Raw genomic sequence first — 20146 nt, forward strand, 5'->3', positions numbered from 1 at the left:
AATACTTTTTAGACGTTAGGTTTTAAAATGTAGTTGCCATATTGGTCGTTGCCATCGGTAAATACTTCCACGATTTCCAAACCAGATTCAGAACAAAGCCAAGAGATGGTGTTATGGTCGTATTTCTGCGAAATTTCGGTATGTATGGTCTCCCAGGGTTCAAAGCTTACATCAAGACCGATTTTAGGTATGCTTACTTGTTGTTGTCTTTTGGAGACAAGAAAACTCTTGGCTGTGCCAGTCTCCGGGTCATACACCTCCCAATGCAAAAAGGCATCCAAATCAAAATTACCGCCCATTTCTGAGTTGATGCGGCTCAGTATATTTTTATTGAAAGCTTCCGTAACCCCTTGGGGGTCATTGTAGGCATCCAAGATCCGTTGTGGATGTTTTTTTAGGTCGAACCCAATGCACAGCAAATCTTCGGTATTCATGGATTCCCGTAGTTTTTTAAGGAAATCCAAGGCTTGTGGGTGCAACAAGTTGCCAATATTGGAGCCCATAAAGAGAATGACCTTACGGCTTCCCATTGTTTTTAGCTTGGCCAAACTAGTAAAGTAAGTGTCGTTCAATGGGGTGTAATGCAGTTGCGGGAACTGCCTTTGTAACGACTGTCCCAAACCTGTAAGGGCCGAACTACTGATGTCAATAGGGGTATAAGAGAATTGGGCTCCAGATTCGAGAAGTTCCTGTAGCAAAATCTTGGTTTTACTACCGTCGCCTGCGCCTAGTTCGCAGAGTTGAAAAGGAGTGCCAAGGGCCGTAAATTGATCGCATAGCTGTGCTTTGTGGCTGTTTAAAATAGCGGTTTCCGTTCGGGTCAGGTAGTATTCCGGCAGGCCCATAATCTGTTGAAAGAGCGCATCGCCCGTACTGTCGTAAAAGTACTTGGACGATAAATGCTTGGGGTAATCGGTCAACCCTTTATGGGTATCCCGTTCAAAATCGTTGGTAAAAGTCATGATTGATGATATGGTTTTATAGGTGTCGGGCCAAACGTATACCGGTATATTGCCAACGCAGATCCGGCTGGAAAAAATTACGATATGTATGACGACTATGCTGCGCAGGTGTTGCAACCGAAGCCCCACGCAATACCTTTTGGTTTACCATAAATTTGCCATTGTATTCCCCAAGGGCGCCATCGGCCTTTTGGTAACCCGGGTAGGGGAGGTAGGCGCTTTCGGTCCATTCCCAGCGTTGGCCCCACGCTACATGTTCATTTGCGGCCTCCCATTCGAATTCCGTAGGTAATCGATAACCGGCCCATTGGGCAAAGGCATAGGCTTCGTAATACGAAATATGAGTAAGCAAGGCTTTTGGGTCGATTGGCTGTAAACCGGAATAAGTATAGTGTTGCCATTGCCCATCGATTTTATGCCAATATAAGGGAGCTTCTATACCTTGGTTTTGCACCCAGTCCCAGGCCTCGGCATGCCAATAGCCAAAATGTTTATACCCTCCGGCTTCGATAAATTCCAAATACTCGCCTTGGGTAACCAGTTCCGAACGGATTTCAAACGCGGGTAAAAATACCTGGTGGACCCCCAATTCGTTATCGTAACAAAACCCCTGTGTTTGATGACCTATAGTGTACAGACCTTCATGGATTTGCACCCATGTGGTGGGTTTGGCTACCGGAAACTCCTCATAATCCATGACCAAGGACGGCAGAAGTGGGTTATGTCCTAAAATATATTTGATGTCGGTACACAACAATTCTTGGTGTTGTTTTTCGTGATGAGTGCCGATTTCTATGGTGTCCAACACCTGTTGGGGTAAGTCTGTGGCAAAAAGGCGGTCCATATGCTTGTCAACATTATGACGATAGCTATAGATTCGGTCTACAGTAGGCCGACTCAGATTACCTCGGTCGGCACGCATTACCCGTTTTCCGGCGGTTTCGTAATAACTGTTGAAAACAAAAGCGAAATCAGGGTCGAAGGGAGTGTATTTGTCAAGAAAAGGAAGCAAAACAAAGGTCTCGAAAAACCAGGTCGTATGCCCCAAATGCCATTTGGGTGGCGATACGAAAGTCTCAGGTTGTACTACATAATCTTCAGTCTCTAGTGGAAAGCAGATTTTGGCAGTCTGTTGTCGGGTCTGTTGGTAAAACGAGGCTAGTGCAAGTGTATCCACCTAAAAAGGGTTTCTTAAAAGGTAGGGAAAATGAGATAGACCTTACAGTTGAAACGGAATATCCTATAGAAGGGGTTTATAGTCGGAAGGTTATGGGTATCGCAAATGGGATTTTTACGGGCTTCCCGTTTATCTTTCCAGGAATCATTTTAGGTAATTTGCCAACGATACGGTCGGCTTCCTGGGTTAATAATCGGTGGGGGCCTTTGTATCGTTTGTTCCGGATTATACCGTCTTCTCCAATGGTGAACATAATGCTTACTTTACCACTAATCCCCATTTCCATGGCTTGTTGCGGGTAATTGAAATGCTCAGAAATATGTTCTTTCATTTTCTTATTGAAACACATTATGCGTTTCTGGGAATTAAGTTTGGGTTTGCAGCCTGGAAAAAGTGGGATTTCTTCAATAATGCCACCAGAATAAGGTCTATATTCAGTAGGTTCCAATTCAATTGGGGCCATATTTTCACTTATATTGAAGGCATAGGTGAAATAATGTTTAGAATCCCATTTAGGGTCTTTCAGGTTCTTGATATCCAAGCCAATGAAATCCCTAAGTTCTTTTTTTAAGGCTATGATGCCTGAAGGGGTTAATTCTTCATTTAGGTAAGATTCCATTGATTCATAAAACATACTCTTACCTTTCTTGTCTGCTTTTAGGTTGATGCTAAGGGATAAGGTGTCGTTTTTCGAAATGACAAATTCTTTATTTGAAGCCACAAAGGCAATGACCCGTTCACCGATCAACTTGTTTAGACAACGTGCGTTGTCTTTAGTGTTTTTACAATCCGGATGAACAATTTGTTCTTGGGGATAGTAAATTGAATGGATATCTTGAGCTAACGTTGTACTCAGACTAAATGAAATAAATAGGAGAAGCCATGGTTTTTTAGTCATCATTAAAGGGGGGTGGGTTTCTACGGTTACGCATTAACTAAAACAATTAGACGTTGGGTGCTATTCGGGTCTTAATATTTATCGGAAATTATGGTATTGTGTTGAATAGTACGGATGTTAATGCTGTTGCGTGTGGTATGCTGAAAAACGATGACACTCGCTTTACTAGGGTCTTTTGAAATAAGTTTTGCGAACCGTTTTTCAATATAGCTGATTATGGCTTTATCTGCAGATTTTTTACCGGTTTCGGCATAGGCATGTAGGGAACCTGATTCGACGTCGTAATAAAAAATGGCGTCATAACTAGTTTCGAGTTTGGTCTTGCTATGAACTTGCTTCGTTACCGGTAAACTACGACTCATTTCACGGCTCAGGCTCGTTTTAAGACACTTGGCAATGTTGGTAGAACCTTCGCAACCAATAAAAACGGGAGGGTTTTTCACTTCACTGATAAATGGGGTTTCCAAGATGTTTTTATCCGGGAATTTTAGTGCCAATTGATGGCGCATATAATGTTTTTGTAGAAATTTTATGGGATAGGTAACCTTGATGGGTTTTTCAAATACTGTGTCCGATAAACTTTTAAAAGAAGGAAGCTCGGCCAACAATCTTTTGGCCTCCGGCTCAAATACAGGGTGGGTACTTCTCAATTTTGTGTTAGACACCTCTCCAAGTGAGTCTATTTCGAAGTATACATAAACATTACCCGTTAGTTTTTCGGTACTGGCATCTGCCGGGTAGACTATGTTTTTAGCCAAATATTGTTGCAGGCTATTTTCCAAACAGGTTTTATCGCCACGCTCTTTCGCGCAGGGATACCCTTGTAGTTGTAGGGAGGTGTTGGTCTGGGTTTGGGCAAGCGTTTTTAAACAGCAGATTAAAAGGGCTAAAAGTATTACAGGTCGCATGTTGGTTTGGTTTTGGCTGACCTAAAATTACTGTCTAGTCCTGAATAAAACAAAAAGGGACGACTTGTTTTTATTGACTCTGTTAGTTATACGGCCACCACGCCTTTGATGTGTGGATGTGGGTCGTAGCCTTCCAGGATGAAATCGTCAAAGGTAAAATCGAAAATATCGGTTATTTCCGGGTTCAATTTCATTTTAGGTAGGGGGCGTGGCTCCCGGCTCAATTGTAATTTGATCTGCTCCATATGGTTGTTGTAGATATGGGCATCGCCAAAAGTGTGAATGAATTCACCGGGCTCATAACCGCAGGCTTGGGCCATCATCATAGTGAAAAGGGCGTAGCTTGCAATATTAAAGGGTACGCCAAGGAAAATATCGGCACTGCGCTGATAAAGTTGTAGGGATAGCTTTGGTTTTGCATTTGCTCCCCCGTCGGGGGTTGGGGGGCTTACATAAAACTGAAAAAAGGCATGGCAAGGGGGTAGGGCGGCCTTACCGTTGGCAACGTTTTCGCCAAAGGAAACCGAGGTGTCGGGCAGTACACTGGGGTTCCAGGCAGAGACCAGCATGCGTCTGCTGTTCGGGTTGGTCTTCAGGGTGTGGATCACTTCTTTGATCTGGTCGATCTCTTCGGAGTTCCAGTTACGCCATTGGTGGCCGTAAACCGGACCCAAGTCGCCTTTTTCATCGGCCCATTCGTTCCAGATACGTACCCCGTTCTCCTGTAGATAGGCAATATTGGTATCACCTTTTAAAAACCATAAGAGCTCGTGGATGATACTCTTTAAATGTAGTTTTTTGGTGGTGACCATAGGAAATCCTTCCGATAGGTCGAAACGCATTTGGTAGCCAAAAACACTTAGGGTGCCAGTACCGGTACGATCGCCTTTGGCAGCCCCTTCGGTCAATACATGTTGTAGTAAGTCGTGGTATTGTTGCATAAGCCTTCTTCCATTTTCCGCCTTACCGATAATTTTCGGTAGGGGAAACCGTCTTTAAGTTAAACAAAACTAATAGCATGTAAATATAAGCTGCTGGCCTTTGTTGTTTCGTCGGAAGCGACCTACAGTTTTACCAAACTTATCAACGATGGGCGATATGGCCTAGGGAATCGCGATAATTAGGGGAAAAGAGGTTATCCCAAAATCATACCGGCAATGGTAGCCGAAAGTAAAGAGGCTAAAGAACCTCCTAATACGGCTTTAAGGCCAAATTCCGATAAGGTCTTTCGTTGTCCTGGGGCCAAAGAGCCAATACCACCGATCTGAATACCGATCGAGGCAAAATTGGCAAAACCGCATAACATATAGGTGGCCATGATAATAGACTTATTGTAGGTGAAATGTGTAGCGTTACTTACATCTTTTAAAGTGGCGAGTTGCGTATAGCCAACAAATTCGCTAGAGGCCAATTTAATTCCAAGTAATTGGCCCATAAGCATAACGTCTTCCGTGTTTACGCCTATTAACCACATTAGAGGGGCAAAAACCGTACCTAGGACAGCTTCTAGTGAGAAGGAATCATAAGGTGTGTTTGCGGCCATCCATTCGTTGAAGCCGCCAATACCGCCAAGTAACCCAAAAAAACCATTGATCATGGCAATAAAAGCCACGAAAACCAATAACATGGCGCCTACATTTACGGCAAGCTTTAAACCTTCGGTGGTCCCATTACTTATGGCGTCCAATATGTTTGTGCCGATTTTTTCATTTGAAACGGTAACTTCCGTATCAATGGCTTCAGTCTGCGGGTACAATATCTTGGAAATTACAATGGCACCTGGCGCCGCCATCACAGAAGCGGCCAACAAATGACGCGCAAATTCTAGGCGAAGGGCTTCGTCCGTTCCGCCAAGGAATCCGATATATGCTGCCAATACACCGCCTGCAACGGTTGCCATCCCTCCGATCATAACCAACATGATCTCCGAACGGTTCATTTTTTCTAGATAGGCCTTTATTAGTAAGGGTGCTTCAGTTTGGCCTAAAAATATATTTCCGGCTACCGAAAGGCTTTCCGGACCCGAAATACCTAGGGATTTAGTAAGTAGCCAAGCCATGGCCTTAACCACTTTTTGAATAACACCTAAATAAAATAGCACGGAAGTAAGGGCTGAAAAGAATATTATGGTAGGAAGGATCTGAAAGGCGAATACGTAACCAATGTTTGGGTTTTCCACATTCAATAGATTGCCCAATAAAAATTGACTGCCAGCCATGGTGTAGTCTAAGATGCTAACAAAAACACGGCCCAACGATTCAAAGATCCATTGTACTGCGGGTACTTTTAGAATGCCAACCGCTAGTAAGAGTTGAATACCCAAACCAATACCTACTGTTTTCCAGTTGATCCCTTTTCTGTTGGCGCTAAAAGCATAGGCGATTGCTATTAAGGTAAGCATACCGATTACCCCACGATAAAGGCTACTTATGGAAAAGGAACTGGGAACAAAGCCATCCGTTTCTTGAACATTTATTATGGCAGAAGCCGCTAAAGGAATGAAAAGGCAAACTATGATAGTTAGCAAACGGGTAACCTTGCTATTCATGGTAAATTATTTGGTATGTTTCGATATTTCGTCGCGGAGACGGGCAGCTTTTTCGTAGTCTTCCTTTTGTACGGCCTTTTCCAATTCTTTTTGGAGTTCGGTAAGGCTCATGCTTTGATACGGATTGGCGTCACCCTTGGCCAGTGGTACGGTTTCTTCTTCCTGTAAGATTTCGTCTACTTCAATGGTCTCATCGTCCGAATCTTCGTCTTCTTCATCCTTGGCAGAGAATTTAAGATAGATTCCGGCCTTGTCCAAAATGTTCTTATAAGTGAAAATCGGGGCTTGGAACCGCAGGGCCAGACTAATGGCATCCGACGTACGTGCGTCGATAATCTCTTCGACCTGATCGCGTTCACAAATGATACTAGAGTAGAACACCCCATCGACCAGTTTATGGATAATGACTTGCTTGATCACGATATCGAAACGATCGGCAAAGGTTTTAAATAAGTCGTGGGTAAGGGGCCTTGGCGGCTTGATTTCTTTTTCCAATGCTATGGCAATGGATTGTGCTTCAAAGGCACCGATTACGATCGGCAGCTTTCGGTCACCATCCACTTCATTCAGTATCAAGGCATAAGCTCCGTTTTGTGTTTGGCTATAGGAGATGCCCTTAATTTTCAACCTTACTAGACTCATATACTGTAAAAATACAAAAAGGGTTGTTTGGTACGTAGGCGGGTGTCCTATGAGACCAAACAACCCTTAGCGGGTCACAATTTATGAAAATTACCCGTTTTGGGCCTTAAATTCCTTCAATTTTTCGATAAGCTTAGGTACAACCTCGAAGGCATCACCTACCACCCCGTAATCTGCCGCCTTAAAGAAAGGGGCTTCCGGGTCGGTATTGATCACTACTTTGACCTTTGAGGCGCTTACCCCGGCCAAATGCTGTATGGCGCCCGAGATACCTATGGCGATATACAAGTTACTGGCAACGGGCTTCCCGGTTTGTCCAACGTGTTCGCTATGGGGTCTCCAGCCTAAATCGGATACCGGCTTGGAGCAAGCGGTCGCTGCACCCAATACCTCGGCCAATTCTTCTACCATACCCCAGTTCTCTGGTCCTTTAAGACCACGGCCTCCAGAGACTACGGTGTCGGCATCGGCAATGGTAACCTTACCGCTAACTTTATCTACTTCGACACTTTTTGTAGCGGTATCTGCGCTGGACATATCTGGGCTAAACGCCTCTACTTGCGCCGTAGTCGGGTTTTCGATTGCGCCAAAAGCGTTGCCCGAAACCCCAACTACCTTATTGTCGGTGGTAATTTCGGTGTTGGCAAAGCCTTTGTTACTGAAAGCGGTGCGCTTTACTGTAAAAGGAGCCGTACTGCTTGGGGCGGCAACTACATTTGGGGCATAACCTGCCTGTAGTTTTGCGGCCAATATTGGGGCTAGGTATTTGGCATCAGTGCTCGAACTTACGACGATTACGCTTGCGCCTTCTTTTTGTACGGCTTGGGCAATAACATCGGCATAGTTTTTCGCGTTGAAACTTTCTAGACCGGCACCTGAGGCATTCAATACTTTGGCCACCCCATAGGTTCCCAAAGTATCGGCATCACTGGCATTGATGCTTATAGCGGTAACCGAGCTGCCCATTTGCTGGGCCACGGCGTACCCGTATGAGGCTACTTCAAACGCATTTTTGCGTAGGGCCCCGTTTTCTGATTCTGTATATACTAAAACTGACATTTGTTCTGGGTTTGGGTTAGATAACTTTGGCTTCGTTATGCAATAGGTTTACCAATTCGGCCATATTGTCGGCATCTACCATTTTAACAGCGCCTTTCGGAGCTGGTTTTTCAAAGGAAGTGTCTTTGGTAGCATTGGTGGCAGCAGCTGGAGCCAAGACTTCCAATTTCTTCTTACGGGCCATCATTATACCACGCATATTCGGAATGCGAAGGTCACTTTCCTCAACCAAACCTTTTTGTCCGCCGATAACCAAGGGTAAACTAGTCGATAAGGTTTCCTTACCACCGTCTATTTCACGTGAAGCCGTGGCCGAAGTGCCATCTACCTCGAGACCGATACAGTTATTTACGAAATTCATATCCAATAAGGTGGCCAGCATGCCGGGTACCATACCGCCATTGTAATCGATGGATTCACGCCCGGCGATAACCAAATCGTATCCGCCGTTCTTAACGACTTCGGCCAGTTGTTGGGCCACGAAAAAACCGTCGGTAGGTTCGGCGTCTACCCGAAAGGCTTCATCGGCGCCAATGGCCAATGCCTTACGGATCGCGGGTTCGGTAGTGGCTGGGCCAACATTGGCCACGTGCACGGTTGCACCTTGTTTTTCTTTGAACCACATGGCACGGGTAAGCCCGAATTCATCGTTGGGGTTGATCACGAACTGGACACCCGTCGTATCAAAAGCCGAGTTGTCGGCGGTAAAATTGATCTTAGAGGTAGTGTCCGGCACATTACTGATACATACTAATATCTTCATCGTTTTCGTAGATTTTGAATGTGGGATAAAACAGCGGCTAAGATAACCAATTAAATTCAAAAATACTATGCATGCATAATAAATTTATCTATTTTTTTGACATTTCCTTCCAAAGGTTGCCATATTATTTTTCTATTTTTGTTCCTGCTTTTCACGGAAAATCAGATAGATTCTACAATAGATAAAGAATACATGAAGACTATACAATTCAGGGAGGCCATTGCTGAGGCCATGTCGGAAGAAATGCGCAGGGACGAATCCATTTACCTAATGGGTGAGGAAGTAGCCGAATATAATGGTGCCTATAAGGCATCTAAAGGTATGTTGGACGAGTTTGGTGCCGATAGGGTATTGGACACCCCGATATCAGAGTTGGGCTTTGCCGGTATCGGTGTGGGCTCGGCCATGAACGGTAACCGACCGATTATCGAGTTTATGACCTTTAACTTCTCCTTGGTGGGTATCGATCAGATCATTAACAACGCGGCCAAGATCAGGCAAATGTCGGGCGGGCAGTTCAATTGTCCTATCGTGTTTCGTGGCCCGACCGCTTCTGCAGGTCAGTTGGCGGCTACCCACTCCCAGGCGTTTGAAAGTTGGTATGCCAACTGTCCGGGACTTAAAGTAGTAGTACCATCGAACCCAAAAGACGCCAAAGGTTTGTTAAAAGCGGCCATCCGCGACGACGATCCGGTTATCTTTATGGAGTCGGAACAAATGTATGGCGATAAAGGTGAGGTGCCCGAAGGGGAATACACCATTCCGTTAGGGGTTGCCGATATCAAACGTTCTGGTAGCGATGTAACCATCGTTTCTTTTGGTAAGATTATCAAGGAAGCTTATAAAGCTGCTGACACCTTGGCCAAAGAGGGCATTGAATGTGAAATCATCGATTTGCGTACGGTACGTCCCTTGGATTTCAAAACCATTTTGGAATCGGTTAAAAAGACCAATCGTTTGGTGATTTTGGAAGAGGCTTGGCCTTTTGGAAACGTGGCTACCGAGATTACCTATAGGGTGCAAGACGAAGCTTTCGATTATTTAGATGCCCCTATCGTACGTTTGAATACCGCCGATACCCCGGCTCCGTATTCGCCTGTGCTATTGGCCGAATGGTTGCCTAACGAAAACGACGTGGTAAAAGCCGTTAAAAAAGTAATGTACAAATAAGGGCTATCCTTATATAACAGCATAATTTGCTTCGCCGATCACAAGATCGGCGAAGTTTTTTTTAAAAAGGAATACTATTTGATAGCATCTTTACGATTATAACTTAAAGAGGAATGATGAAGGCCGCTTTTTGAAAGGTTCAAAAGGTGGTTCTTATTTGTTTTATGGAGAGACCAACACCATACTTGCTAATCGGATTACTGTTTCTTTGTTCGGTCCTCGGCTTTGGCCAGACCAAGGTGTCCGGAATCGTAAAAGATGAATTCGGTGATCCCGTGGCGTTCGCCAATGTTTTGTTCAAAAACTCTACCCAAGGTACCATTACCAATGATAACGGTCGCTTTTATATGGAAAGTGAAAAACGTTACGATACTTTGTTGGTGTCGTTCATTGGTTTCGAAACCACCGAGGTGCCCCTAGCTTCCAAAGTAAATTACAATATGGAAGTGGTATTGATGGAGGGTAGTGAAAAACTCGATGAGGTCGTTATCTATGTGGGCAAGCAGTCCAAAAAGAATAACCCGGCCATCGATATCCTGAAAAAAATTTGGGCCAACAAGCAAAAAAACGGCCTGTACAAATACAAATATTACGAGCACGATAAATACGAGAAAATCGAATTCGACCTCAATACCATTGATAGCGCCATGATGAAAAGCAGGGTGTTCAAGGGTATGGAATTCGTTTTCGATAATATGGATACTTCCCGTATCACGGGTAAAACCTATCTGCCTATATTCATTAACGAGACCTTTTCCAAAGTCTATGGCGACAATGGTCGTAAATTGGAAAAAGAAGAAGTGCTGGGTACCCGAAACTCGGGCTTTGAGGGTAACCAGTCCATTTACCGTTTTATAGAGGATCTGTACTCGGATTATAATGTATACGACAATTACCTCAAGCTTTTCGATAAGAGTTTTACTAGTCCTATTTCAAAGACCGGGGTCGATGTGTACAACTATGTGCTGGCCGATAGTGCCTATATAGAAGATAAATGGTGTTATAACATTATCTATTATCCTAGGCGGAAGAACGAGCTGACCTTTAAAGGCGATTTTTGGGTAAACGATACCACTTTTGCCCTGAAGCGGATCAATATGCAAGTGACCCGTTCGGCCAATATCAACTGGGTAAAGGATATGTACCTGGAACAGGAATTCGAATTGGTGAACGATTCGGTTTTTTTGCTGAAGCGCGATTATATGCTAAACGATTTTGCCTTCAAGAAAAAGGAAAAGGCAAAAGGGGTCTATGGCAAGCGTACCACGGTCTATGACAATTACTCATTCGATAAGCCTAAACCCGATAAATTCTACAAGACCGAACCCGACCCTTTTAGTCCGGGATTGGCCCAAAGAGATGATGCTTTTTGGGAAAAGAACCGTTTAGAGTCGTTAAATGAGAACGAGAAAGGGGTGTATCAAATGCTCGATACCCTTCGTACGGTGCCCAAGTTCAAGAGCTATTATAATTTGGTGAGTATTTTGGCCTCGGGCTATGTAGAGATCGATAAATGGAACCTAGATTTGGGTAGTGTTTATTCGGTAATCGGGAATAATGAGGCCGAGGGTTGGCGGTTGCGCCTTGGGGCGCGTACCTATTTTGGGCAGAACGATCCTTGGCGCTTACAAGGTTTTATGGCCTATGGTTTTAAAGATAAAAAGGTGAAGTTCGGTATTGCCGGTAAGGTAATGGTCGATAAGAAAAACCGTATCATTCTCTCTGGGGGTACCCGAAGGGCCATAGACCAGTTGGGGGGCAGTCTTACGGCTTCCAACGATGTATTGGGGCGTAGTGTGGCCTCATCCGGCATATTGACAGTTGGGGCCAATAACCGTTTGACCAATATTAAAATGTCTGCCCTGAATGTGCAAATGGAACCCTTTAAAAACGTTCGAGTACAGGTGGGCGCCGCCCATCGCGATATGAAATCGGCCTTGCCCGATGTGTTTAGCCTCGATTATATAGATCCAGAATCCCCAACGGGAATATCATCTACCACCAAGCAATTCGATATACAGACCCATTTGTTGTATACTCCTGGGCGTCGTGTGGTGGGCTATGGCGTAGAACCCAAAACCGTAGACAATAACTACAGTCTTTTCTTTTTGAATTATACCAAAGGGATCAAAGGTACATGGGGCAGCGACTTCGATTACGAAAAATTACAATTGGCCTATGCCCAGCCTTTTACCATTGGTGGTTTCGGTAGATTGAAGACCTCGGTAGAAGTAGGGAAGACCTTTGGCGAGGTGCCTTTAAGTTTGTTGAGTGTGGTACCCGGTAACCAAACCTTCTTTACCATCTTTAATACCTTTCCGAACCTCGATTTTTATGAGTTCGTAACCGATACCTATGCCTCGGTGCATTTGGAACATAATTTCAATGGTCGTTTGTTTTCCCGTATTCCTTGGATGCGTAAACTAAACTGGCGCGAGATCGTTGGGGTAAGAGCGGTTTGGGGCAGTCTTTCCGATGAGAATATTGCCTTGAGTTCGCCTACCAATATTCCGTTAGAGGCGCCTACCGATAAACCCTATTACGAATATTCGGTGGGGGTATCGAATATATTCAAAGTACTTCGGGTCGATTTTAACTTTAGGGGCAATTACCTCGATAACCCTAACGCCCGACCCTTTGCCATTCGCGGTGCGATAGGCTTTAAATTCTAATCGAGACAATTTTTGACAAAACAGGCCGTTTTTATGGTCATTTTAACCTTTTTTGTTGCCCATTTAATGGTAGGGTAACATGACTTACGTATTTTTGCAGCCTTAAAAAACACAAGCTATGAGCGCAGAAGAAATCGCTTCATTCGACGTATTGATCGAAATCCCAAAAGGGAGTAGGAATAAATATGAGTACGATTTCAAATTAAAGAAGATCCGTTACGACCGTATGATCTTCTCTTCTATGATGTATCCGGCCGATTATGGCTTTATGCCAGAGTCTTTGGCCTTAGATGGTGACCCCTTGGATGTTCTGGTTTTGGTTACCGAGCCTACTTTCCCAGGTTGTGTCATGGAAGTCCGCCCGATCGGGGTGTTCCATATGACCGATGAAAAAGGTCCGGATGAAAAAGTGATCTGCGTGCCTGTTTCAGACCCGATCTGGAACAAAATCCATAAGCTTAAGGAGTTGAACCCCCACTTGATCAAAGAGATAGAGCACTTCTTTAAAGTGTATAAAGATCTCGAAGAGAAAAAAGTAGATGTCGGTGGTTGGGGAGACGTTAACGAAGCCAAGGAAATCGTGGCCAAATGTATCCAACGTTATAAAGATACGCAGACTTATGCCAAGCAGACAAGTTTGGATTAAGTACTAGCCTATAAACATACAGAAAAAAGCCATATATCGCACGATATATGGCTTTTTTATATTAAGCTCTATTTTACTACATTAGCAACCTTCTAATTCTAAAAATAACTAATCAATATGGATTTAATCGTAAATTATTTACCGGCTTTTGGTGTGCTGGCATTGGTTTTCGTGGCCGTGAAAAATGCATGGGTCGCAAAACAAGAAGAGGGTGACGAGAAAATGTCGCGCATAGCCAAAAACATTGCCGATGGGGCTATGTCTTTCTTAAAAGCCGAGTACAAAATATTGGCCATTTTCGTTGCCGCCGTTGCCGTACTCCTGTATTTTAAAGGGAACAGTGAGGAAGGTTCTAATGGTATGGTGGCCGTTTCCTTTATTATCGGGGCCATTTGTTCTGCCTTGGCTGGTTTTATCGGTATGAAGGTGGCAACCAAAGCTAACGTACGTACTACCAATGCCGCCCGTACCTCTTTGGGTAAGGCCCTAGAGGTTGCCTTTAGCGGTGGTGCCGTTATGGGGCTTGGTGTTGTTGGTCTGGGTGTGTTGGGTCTTAGCGGACTTTTCATGATCTATAGTGCCCAAGGCTGGGGTATTACCGAAGTGCTTAACGTGCTTTCCGGATTCTCTTTGGGAGCTTCTTCCATCGCCCTTTTTGCCCGTGTTGGTGGGGGTATCTATACCAAGGCCGCCGATGTGGGTGCCGACTTGGTTGGTAAGGTTGAGGCAGGTATTCCTGAGGATCACCCCTTAAACCCAGCTACTATTGCCGATAACGTAGGAGATAACGTAGGTGATGTAGCCGGAATGGGAGCCGACCTTTTCGAGTCTTACGTAGGTTCTATAATCGGAACCATGGTTTTGGGTGCGGTATATGCTACTTTACCTGAGTTCCAAGCATCGTTTAACGGACTTGGTGCGGTGTATTTACCATTAACTCTGGCTGCTGTAGGTATTATCATGTCCATTATCGGAACTTTCTTTGTTAAGGTGAAAGACGGCGGATCGCCCCATAAGGCTTTGAACATCGGTGAATTTGGTTCTGCCGGATTAATGTTGGTAGCTTCTTATTTCTTGATCCAGGAAATGTTGCCTGCCTCTTGGACCGATGGGGGTATCGAATATACGTCTATGGGGGTTTTCTGGGCCACGATCGCTGGTTTGGTAGCCGGATTGTTGGTCGGTAAGGTAACCGAGTATTATACCGGAACCGGAACCAAGCCTGTAAACTCAATCGTACGCCAGTCCGAAACCGGGGCTGCTACCAATATTATCGCCGGTTTGGGTGTAGGTATGATGTCTACCGCCATTCCGATTATCTTAATCGCTGCCGCTATTTTGGTTTCCCACCATTTTGCCGGACTTTACGGTATTGCCATTGCTGCCGTGGGTATGTTGGCCAATACGGGTATACAATTGGCCGTAGATGCCTACGGACCTATCTCCGATAACGCGGGTGGTATTGCCGAAATGGCCGAATTGCCATCTGAAGTTCGTGAGCGTACCGATAAATTGGATGCCGTAGGTAATACTACAGCTGCTATTGGTAAAGGTTTTGCCATCGCTTCTGCCGCTTTAACGGCTTTGGCTTTGTTCGCTGCCTTTATGAAGACTGCCGGTGTAACCGCTATCGATGTTTCCCGCCCCGATATTATGGCCGGATTGTTGGTAGGTGGAATGCTTCCTTTCGTATTCTCTGCCCTTTCTATGAATGCCGTGGGTAGGGCCGCAATGGCTATGATCGAGGAGGTACGTCGTCAGTTTCGCGATATTCCTGCCCTTAAAGATGCTTTGGAGGTGATGCGTGCCGTTGATTCCGATATGTCTAAGGCTACACCAGAACAAAGAGCTACTTTCGATAAGGCCGATGGTGTTGCCGAATACGATAAATGTGTGGCTATTTCTACCACGGCTTCCATTAAGGAAATGGTAATGCCAGGACTTTTGGCCATTATCGTTCCTGTGGCTATCGGTTTCTTAGGCGGAGCCGAGATGTTGGGTGGTCTTTTGGCCGGTGTAACCACTGCTGGGGTATTGATGGCTATTTTCCAGTCTAATGCCGGTGGAGCTTGGGACAATGCCAAGAAAATGATCGAGGAACAAGGTAGAAAAGGTACCGATGCCCATAAATCTGCCGTTGTAGGTGATACCGTAGGGGATCCATTTAAAGATACCTCAGGACCTTCTTTGAACATTTTGTTGAAGTTGATGTCTGTGGTTGCTTTGGTAATCGCGCCGAGTATCGCTGTTTCAGGCGATGCCATGGCCAAGCATACCGAAGATAAAACCGATGAAGCCAAAACGGTTACCGTTGAGGAAACCGAAGAAAAAGAAGAAGATGTGATTGCGTATAACGAAGTACGCTAATCGCATACGAATAGTTGAAAAGCCCTGCGGAAACGTGGGGCTTTTTTTTGGTCGATGCTGGCTCTCTAATTCCTAGCCCAATATGAAATCCCAATTACTTCTGTTATTACTTGCACTTGGCTTATGTGGACACGCCCAAACGGAATACCCATTGCTGATCGCGCATAGGGGCGGCTTGTCCGAAGCCTATCCTGAAAATAGCGAAATGGCTTTCCGGTATTGTATGGAAAAAGGTGTGGCCATGGTCGAAACCGATCTTAGACTGACGAAAGACGGACAGCTGATTCTTTTTCACGATTCCGATTTGCGGCGAATGACCGGAGTAAAAGGGGCGCCGGAAGATTTTACCCTAGCTGAATTGAAAAAAATGGAATTGGGTCAAGGTCAAAAAATACCCATGTTGGAAGAGGCCTTGGTTACTGTTATGGATTCAGATATTCAATTATTGTTGGATATCAAAGCCGGCCCGGACTTGGATTATTCGAACCTTTTCGCGGTATTGGATAAGTACCGTATGAAATACCGGACGTATATAGGAGTGCGTAGGCTAGAGGATTTAAAAGTCTGTAAGCAGTTGGATGCTAAGGTTAAGGTGTTGGGCTTTATCCCGAACCCGGACGCAGCTCCTGATTTTGCGGCCCACGGGGCCGATGCCATCCGTCTTTGGCCTAAATGGGTAAAGAAAGATAGCGCCCTGCTACAAACGACATTAAACTTAGGCAAACCCATTTGGATGACCATGGGTAAAGCTTCCCGTGAATCGGTGTTACAGTATCAGAAAAAAGGGATTCAAGGGTTTATCCATGATGATCCGTTGTTGTTTAGGTAGTGTGCCCAAACCGATTCTGGTTTGATTTTTATCGATTCTTCATCCCAAACAAAGGTCTTACCCATTTCCAAGGTTTTATACCGTAAAGGTAAATAACCCAGCTTCCGGCGAAGGTGCCAAGGACAAGTATGGTGAATTTGGGTACGAACCCCCAGTTTACATCCAATAAAAAGTAGGCTATGATCAGCGTGATGGTCTGGTGTAAAATATAAAACGGATAGACCGCCTCATTGGCCTGGGTGAGTACTCCTGAAGGTTGGTTCAGATATTTGCCTGCAAAACCGAAAAGGGTCAGTATCCAAGCCCAATAATTTATGGGGATCATGCCCAGTTCCAAGGCATAACTAAAATCGGTATCCGCCATTTCCCAAACCGAATAATAAAGCAGGGCGAAGGCTGCAATTCCAATCATCAGCAAGCTTTTACGATAGCGTACCACGGTATTAAAGAAAGTGTCCTTAACGGTCATCAACATAAAGCCATAACCGAACAAGAAAAAGAATTTGGTAAAGGTATACCAATCATCTACCAGGGCATGGGTGACCTCGAATAGGGGTTCCAATACCCATTCCGTTACCATTAACGGAAGGCAGAATAGGAATAACCCGATCGGCGACCCAACCATTTTTTGCAAGCCTTTGATGAACCAATGCTCCGGATGCTTTTTGAAATAGCGGAAAATAGGCAGCCAGAGTAGGGAGTAGGTCAGTAAATAGGGTAAAAACCACAAATGGTGCCAACTGAAATTACCTTCGGGATATACTCCTTCAAAAGCATGGGTGGGCCAAAAATCGAAATAATTGCCGTTAAAAGCCCCAGTGGCCAAACGTTCTATATACACTTGCGGGGGCACGATAAATAGGATACCTACAGCCAGCGGAATACCCAATCGTAGCCAACGTTCTTTGGCAAAAGCTATAGAAGACCGTTTGCCCAAGGCAAAATAGGTACCCATTCCCGAGATTACGAAAAGGATGGGCAAGCGCCAACGGTTTAAAAAATACATGGGTATTTGAAGACTGTCGTAAGATTCCGGGTTATTGATATGCCAGGACCAGGGTACGAAGAACATGCCCACATGGTAGAAAATCAAAAGGGCGAAAACCAATACTCGAAGCCAATCCAGATCGTGTCGTCTCATTGCTGTTTTTTTGGCAAACATAAGCCGCAAAGCCTTTGTTTTATGGGCAATGTGATTAACGACAAACTTTTGTGATGGGGGACAAAGTATCGAAGCTTAGCAGACGATTATTAGTCTACTGCCATACCGTTAAACCAGCCTTTAAAGGCCTCGATTTTGTTGCGGGCCACCAGGGCTTGGTGGTTTTCGGGGAGTAAAAGATACAGGCCTTGGGCATTTCCGGAAACTTTTTTGACTTGATGTAGGTTTACCAAATAAGACCGGTGGGTTCTTTTGATATGTTCGATTTCGCAAAGCTGTTCTTCCAATTTTTTCATGGAGATCCTCCGGAGCTGTTGTTTGATTTGCTCCGCTTCTATCCAGAAAACCGCAACATAGTTCCCCTCGGCACGGGCCATGATAAAGGTTTTAGGGTCTAGGGTAAAACCATCGGCTTGGGTTTGGGCTTTGATCTCAATTGTATTGGCTTTGGGTGTGTTTGGTATCGGAGAAAGCGGGGCACCCAGATTTTCGGCCAATCTTTGGTTTCTGTGGTTTAAAATGAGATATACCGAAGGCACCAATATAAAAACGAATAACGATCCCACTAAGAAGGTATTGCGAACCTCTTCCAAGGCATAGCGCCAAGACCAATTGTTCGGGTTATCGTAGATTAAATCGCGAATTAAGAATTGGGCAAGTCCCAACACAAAAAGCTGCCCGCATAACAAGGCGATTTCTTTGCCTACGGTCCAGTGTTGGGTCGCTTTCTTTTTGGTGTTTACCCAGAGAAACCCTGTATACAGTATTATGAAAGATACCCCGCCATGTACGGCACAAATCCAGAAAAAGGGCATTTTATGCTCCAACGGATTAACCTCAAAAGGCTCGAAGGCATAATTGAATAGCGTGCTCATAACAAAAATGAGCAGACCTAGTTTTAGACTGTTCTTGGGGGTATAGTAGAATACATAGGGCGCTCTCAGGAATTTGTGTGCGTCAAATGCCATGGCCCTAGTCCAGGTTTAAAACAACCCGTGTATTTGGGCGTCTATTTTATTGATTACTTCGCCCAAATGTTCAGGGTCATCTACAAAATCCAGGTCGTCTACGTCTATAACCAACAATTTACCTTTATCATAACTCTCGATCCAGGCTTCGTAACGCTCGTTTAGGCGACTGAGGTAATCTATGGAAATGGAGTTTTCGTAATCACGACCGCGTTTGTGTATCTGTTTTACCAGATTAGGGATGCTACTTCTTAAGTAAATAAGTAAATCGGGCGCCTGAACGAACTTTTCCATTAATTGAAATAAACTGGAATAATTCTCAAAATCGCGATTGGTCATTAGCCCCATGGCGTGCAGGTTGGGGGCAAAGATGTGGGCGTCTTCGTATATGGTGCGGTCTTGAATAATGTCTTTACCACTTTCACGAAAATCGTTCACTTGCCGAAATCGGGAGTTTAAAAAGTAGATCTGAAGGTTAAAACTCCAGCGTTCCATTTGGGTGTAAAAATCGTCCAAATAAGGGTTGTCTACAACGTCTTCAAAATGGGCCTCCCAACGGTAGTGTTTGGCCAATAGTTTGGTCAAGGTGGTCTTTCCTGCGCCAATGTTCCCTGCAACGGCAATATGCATAACGGTTCTCTAGGTTTTTCGGTAGTCCGATTTAAATAAAAGTGCCTGCAATATACGAAGTAAATCGGCTTTGGGAAAGGTGGTACAAGGGAAGACCGTTTTCACAGGATTGGCATGTTTGTTGATACCCTATGCGACATAACGACCAAACCAATGAAAACCAACGCTATGAAATTTCTTTTTATCCCCGTTTTAATTTGCCTTACTGTGTTTACCTCTACCAATGCCCAAACCGCTTTAGATGAACAATTGAAGGTTGAAGCGAAGTTACTGGGGCTTATGGTGGGCTACGAGAAACCCCTCGGGGGCGATTTTCTGTTGAATCTTGGTGTGGGCCAATTAGGTGGGTTTGGGCCTAGTATCAACAGAAACCGCAATGCTGATTTTTATTTTACCACGGCATTTGAAGTGGAACCTAGGTATTATTACAATCGCAATCGTAGACTAAGCAAGGGTAAAAATGTGCAACAAAACGTGGGCAATTACTTGGCGCTTCAATTTATGGGAGTGCCCAATTGGGCAAGTTGGTCTACCAATGGCCGAGATGTAGTTTTTGAAAAATCAGTAACGGCCATACCCACCTGGGGTATGCGACGGAAATTGGCCAAGAATATTGTTTTTGATCTAGAACTGGGTATTGGCTACGGTTGGTGGGAAATTGACGGCAGCCAAGTTGCCTTGAATTTGGGCATTGGATTTGCTTATGTTTTTGGTGTTTCCAACTAAGCCGAATCCGAAAAAGGGA

The 20146-nt window shown here is 44.7% G+C and carries 18 protein-coding genes; 6 read left to right on the plus strand and 12 right to left on the minus strand.

All coding sequences use genetic code 11. From position 1 onward, the window contains the following. Nucleotides 1-8: 8 nt before the first annotated feature. The 9 genes from B7P33_RS16110 to B7P33_RS16150 all read right to left on the minus strand — a co-directional run bounded on the left by B7P33_RS16110 (nt 9) and on the right by B7P33_RS16150 (nt 8957). Entirely contained in the window at nt 9-962 is a 954-nt protein-coding gene (locus B7P33_RS16110) for an L-histidine N(alpha)-methyltransferase (RefSeq protein WP_097443252.1), read from the minus strand. Between the two features lie 16 nt (nt 963-978). Then, nucleotides 979-2139 (minus strand): ergothioneine biosynthesis protein EgtB, encoded by a 1161-nt coding sequence (egtB, locus tag B7P33_RS16115; RefSeq protein ID WP_097443253.1) that lies wholly within the window; start codon nt 2137-2139, stop codon nt 979-981. Nucleotides 2140-2215: 76 nt separating this feature from the next. Further along, complete coding sequence (locus B7P33_RS16120) at nt 2216-2887, minus strand: energy transducer TonB (RefSeq protein WP_172435975.1); 672 nt, start codon at nt 2885-2887, stop codon at nt 2216-2218. Nucleotides 2888-3108: 221 nt separating this feature from the next. Next, nucleotides 3109-3945 (minus strand): energy transducer TonB, encoded by an 837-nt coding sequence (locus B7P33_RS16125; protein WP_097443255.1) that lies wholly within the window; start codon nt 3943-3945, stop codon nt 3109-3111. Between the two features lie 86 nt (nt 3946-4031). Continuing rightward, a complete protein-coding gene (locus tag B7P33_RS16130; protein ID WP_097443256.1) occupies nt 4032-4886 on the minus strand; it encodes a thymidylate synthase in 855 nt (284 codons plus the stop codon). A gap of 194 nt (nt 4887-5080) precedes the next feature. Beyond that, entirely contained in the window at nt 5081-6493 is a 1413-nt protein-coding gene (locus tag B7P33_RS16135; protein ID WP_097443257.1) for a NupC/NupG family nucleoside CNT transporter, read from the minus strand. Between the two features lie 6 nt (nt 6494-6499). Next, a complete protein-coding gene (locus tag B7P33_RS16140; RefSeq protein ID WP_097443258.1) occupies nt 6500-7135 on the minus strand; it encodes a bifunctional nuclease family protein in 636 nt (211 codons plus the stop codon). A 90-nt stretch (nt 7136-7225) separates the two neighbouring features. After that, a complete protein-coding gene (locus tag B7P33_RS16145) occupies nt 7226-8194 on the minus strand; it encodes an electron transfer flavoprotein subunit alpha/FixB family protein (protein WP_097443259.1) in 969 nt (322 codons plus the stop codon). Between the two features lie 16 nt (nt 8195-8210). After that, on the minus strand, nt 8211-8957 hold the full coding sequence (locus B7P33_RS16150) for an electron transfer flavoprotein subunit beta/FixA family protein (protein ID WP_097443260.1): 747 nt from the start codon (nt 8955-8957) through the stop codon (nt 8211-8213). Between the two features lie 192 nt (nt 8958-9149). Here B7P33_RS16150 and B7P33_RS16155 point away from each other — a divergent pair, with 192 nt between their 5' ends. The 5 genes from B7P33_RS16155 to B7P33_RS16175 all read left to right on the plus strand — a co-directional run bounded on the left by B7P33_RS16155 (nt 9150) and on the right by B7P33_RS16175 (nt 16641). Continuing rightward, nucleotides 9150-10127, plus strand: a complete 978-nt coding sequence (locus B7P33_RS16155; protein WP_097443552.1) for a pyruvate dehydrogenase complex E1 component subunit beta — start codon at nt 9150-9152, stop codon at nt 10125-10127. Nucleotides 10128-10291: 164 nt separating this feature from the next. After that, nucleotides 10292-12799, plus strand: a complete 2508-nt coding sequence (locus B7P33_RS16160; protein WP_097443261.1) for a DUF5686 and carboxypeptidase-like regulatory domain-containing protein — start codon at nt 10292-10294, stop codon at nt 12797-12799. A gap of 118 nt (nt 12800-12917) precedes the next feature. Further along, nucleotides 12918-13445 carry an inorganic diphosphatase gene (locus B7P33_RS16165; RefSeq protein WP_097443262.1) on the plus strand — a complete coding sequence of 176 codons (528 nt, stop codon included), beginning with the start codon at nt 12918-12920 and terminating at the stop codon, nt 13443-13445. A 117-nt stretch (nt 13446-13562) separates the two neighbouring features. After that, on the plus strand, nt 13563-15812 hold the full coding sequence (locus B7P33_RS16170) for a sodium-translocating pyrophosphatase (protein WP_097443263.1): 2250 nt from the start codon (nt 13563-13565) through the stop codon (nt 15810-15812). 82 nt (nt 15813-15894) lie between these two features. Then, on the plus strand, nt 15895-16641 hold the full coding sequence (locus tag B7P33_RS16175; RefSeq protein WP_097443264.1) for a glycerophosphodiester phosphodiesterase: 747 nt from the start codon (nt 15895-15897) through the stop codon (nt 16639-16641). Nucleotides 16642-16669: 28 nt separating this feature from the next. On the opposite strand, the gene B7P33_RS16180 is transcribed toward B7P33_RS16175, so the two are convergent. From B7P33_RS16180 to B7P33_RS16190, 3 genes are all read right to left on the minus strand, one after another. Further along, complete coding sequence (locus B7P33_RS16180; protein WP_097443553.1) at nt 16670-17782, minus strand: acyltransferase family protein; 1113 nt, start codon at nt 17780-17782, stop codon at nt 16670-16672. A gap of 110 nt (nt 17783-17892) precedes the next feature. Beyond that, complete coding sequence (locus B7P33_RS16185; protein WP_097443265.1) at nt 17893-18771, minus strand: LytTR family DNA-binding domain-containing protein; 879 nt, start codon at nt 18769-18771, stop codon at nt 17893-17895. Between the two features lie 15 nt (nt 18772-18786). Beyond that, nucleotides 18787-19401 (minus strand): deoxynucleoside kinase, encoded by a 615-nt coding sequence (locus B7P33_RS16190; RefSeq protein WP_097443266.1) that lies wholly within the window; start codon nt 19399-19401, stop codon nt 18787-18789. 168 nt (nt 19402-19569) lie between these two features. Here B7P33_RS16190 and B7P33_RS16195 point away from each other — a divergent pair, with 168 nt between their 5' ends. Beyond that, entirely contained in the window at nt 19570-20127 is a 558-nt protein-coding gene (locus B7P33_RS16195; protein WP_141402501.1) for a hypothetical protein, read from the plus strand. Nucleotides 20128-20146 lie beyond the last annotated feature (19 nt).

The organism is Sediminicola luteus (genome assembly GCF_002514735.1).
Taxonomy (GTDB): Bacteria; Bacteroidota; Bacteroidia; order Flavobacteriales; family Flavobacteriaceae; genus HQA918.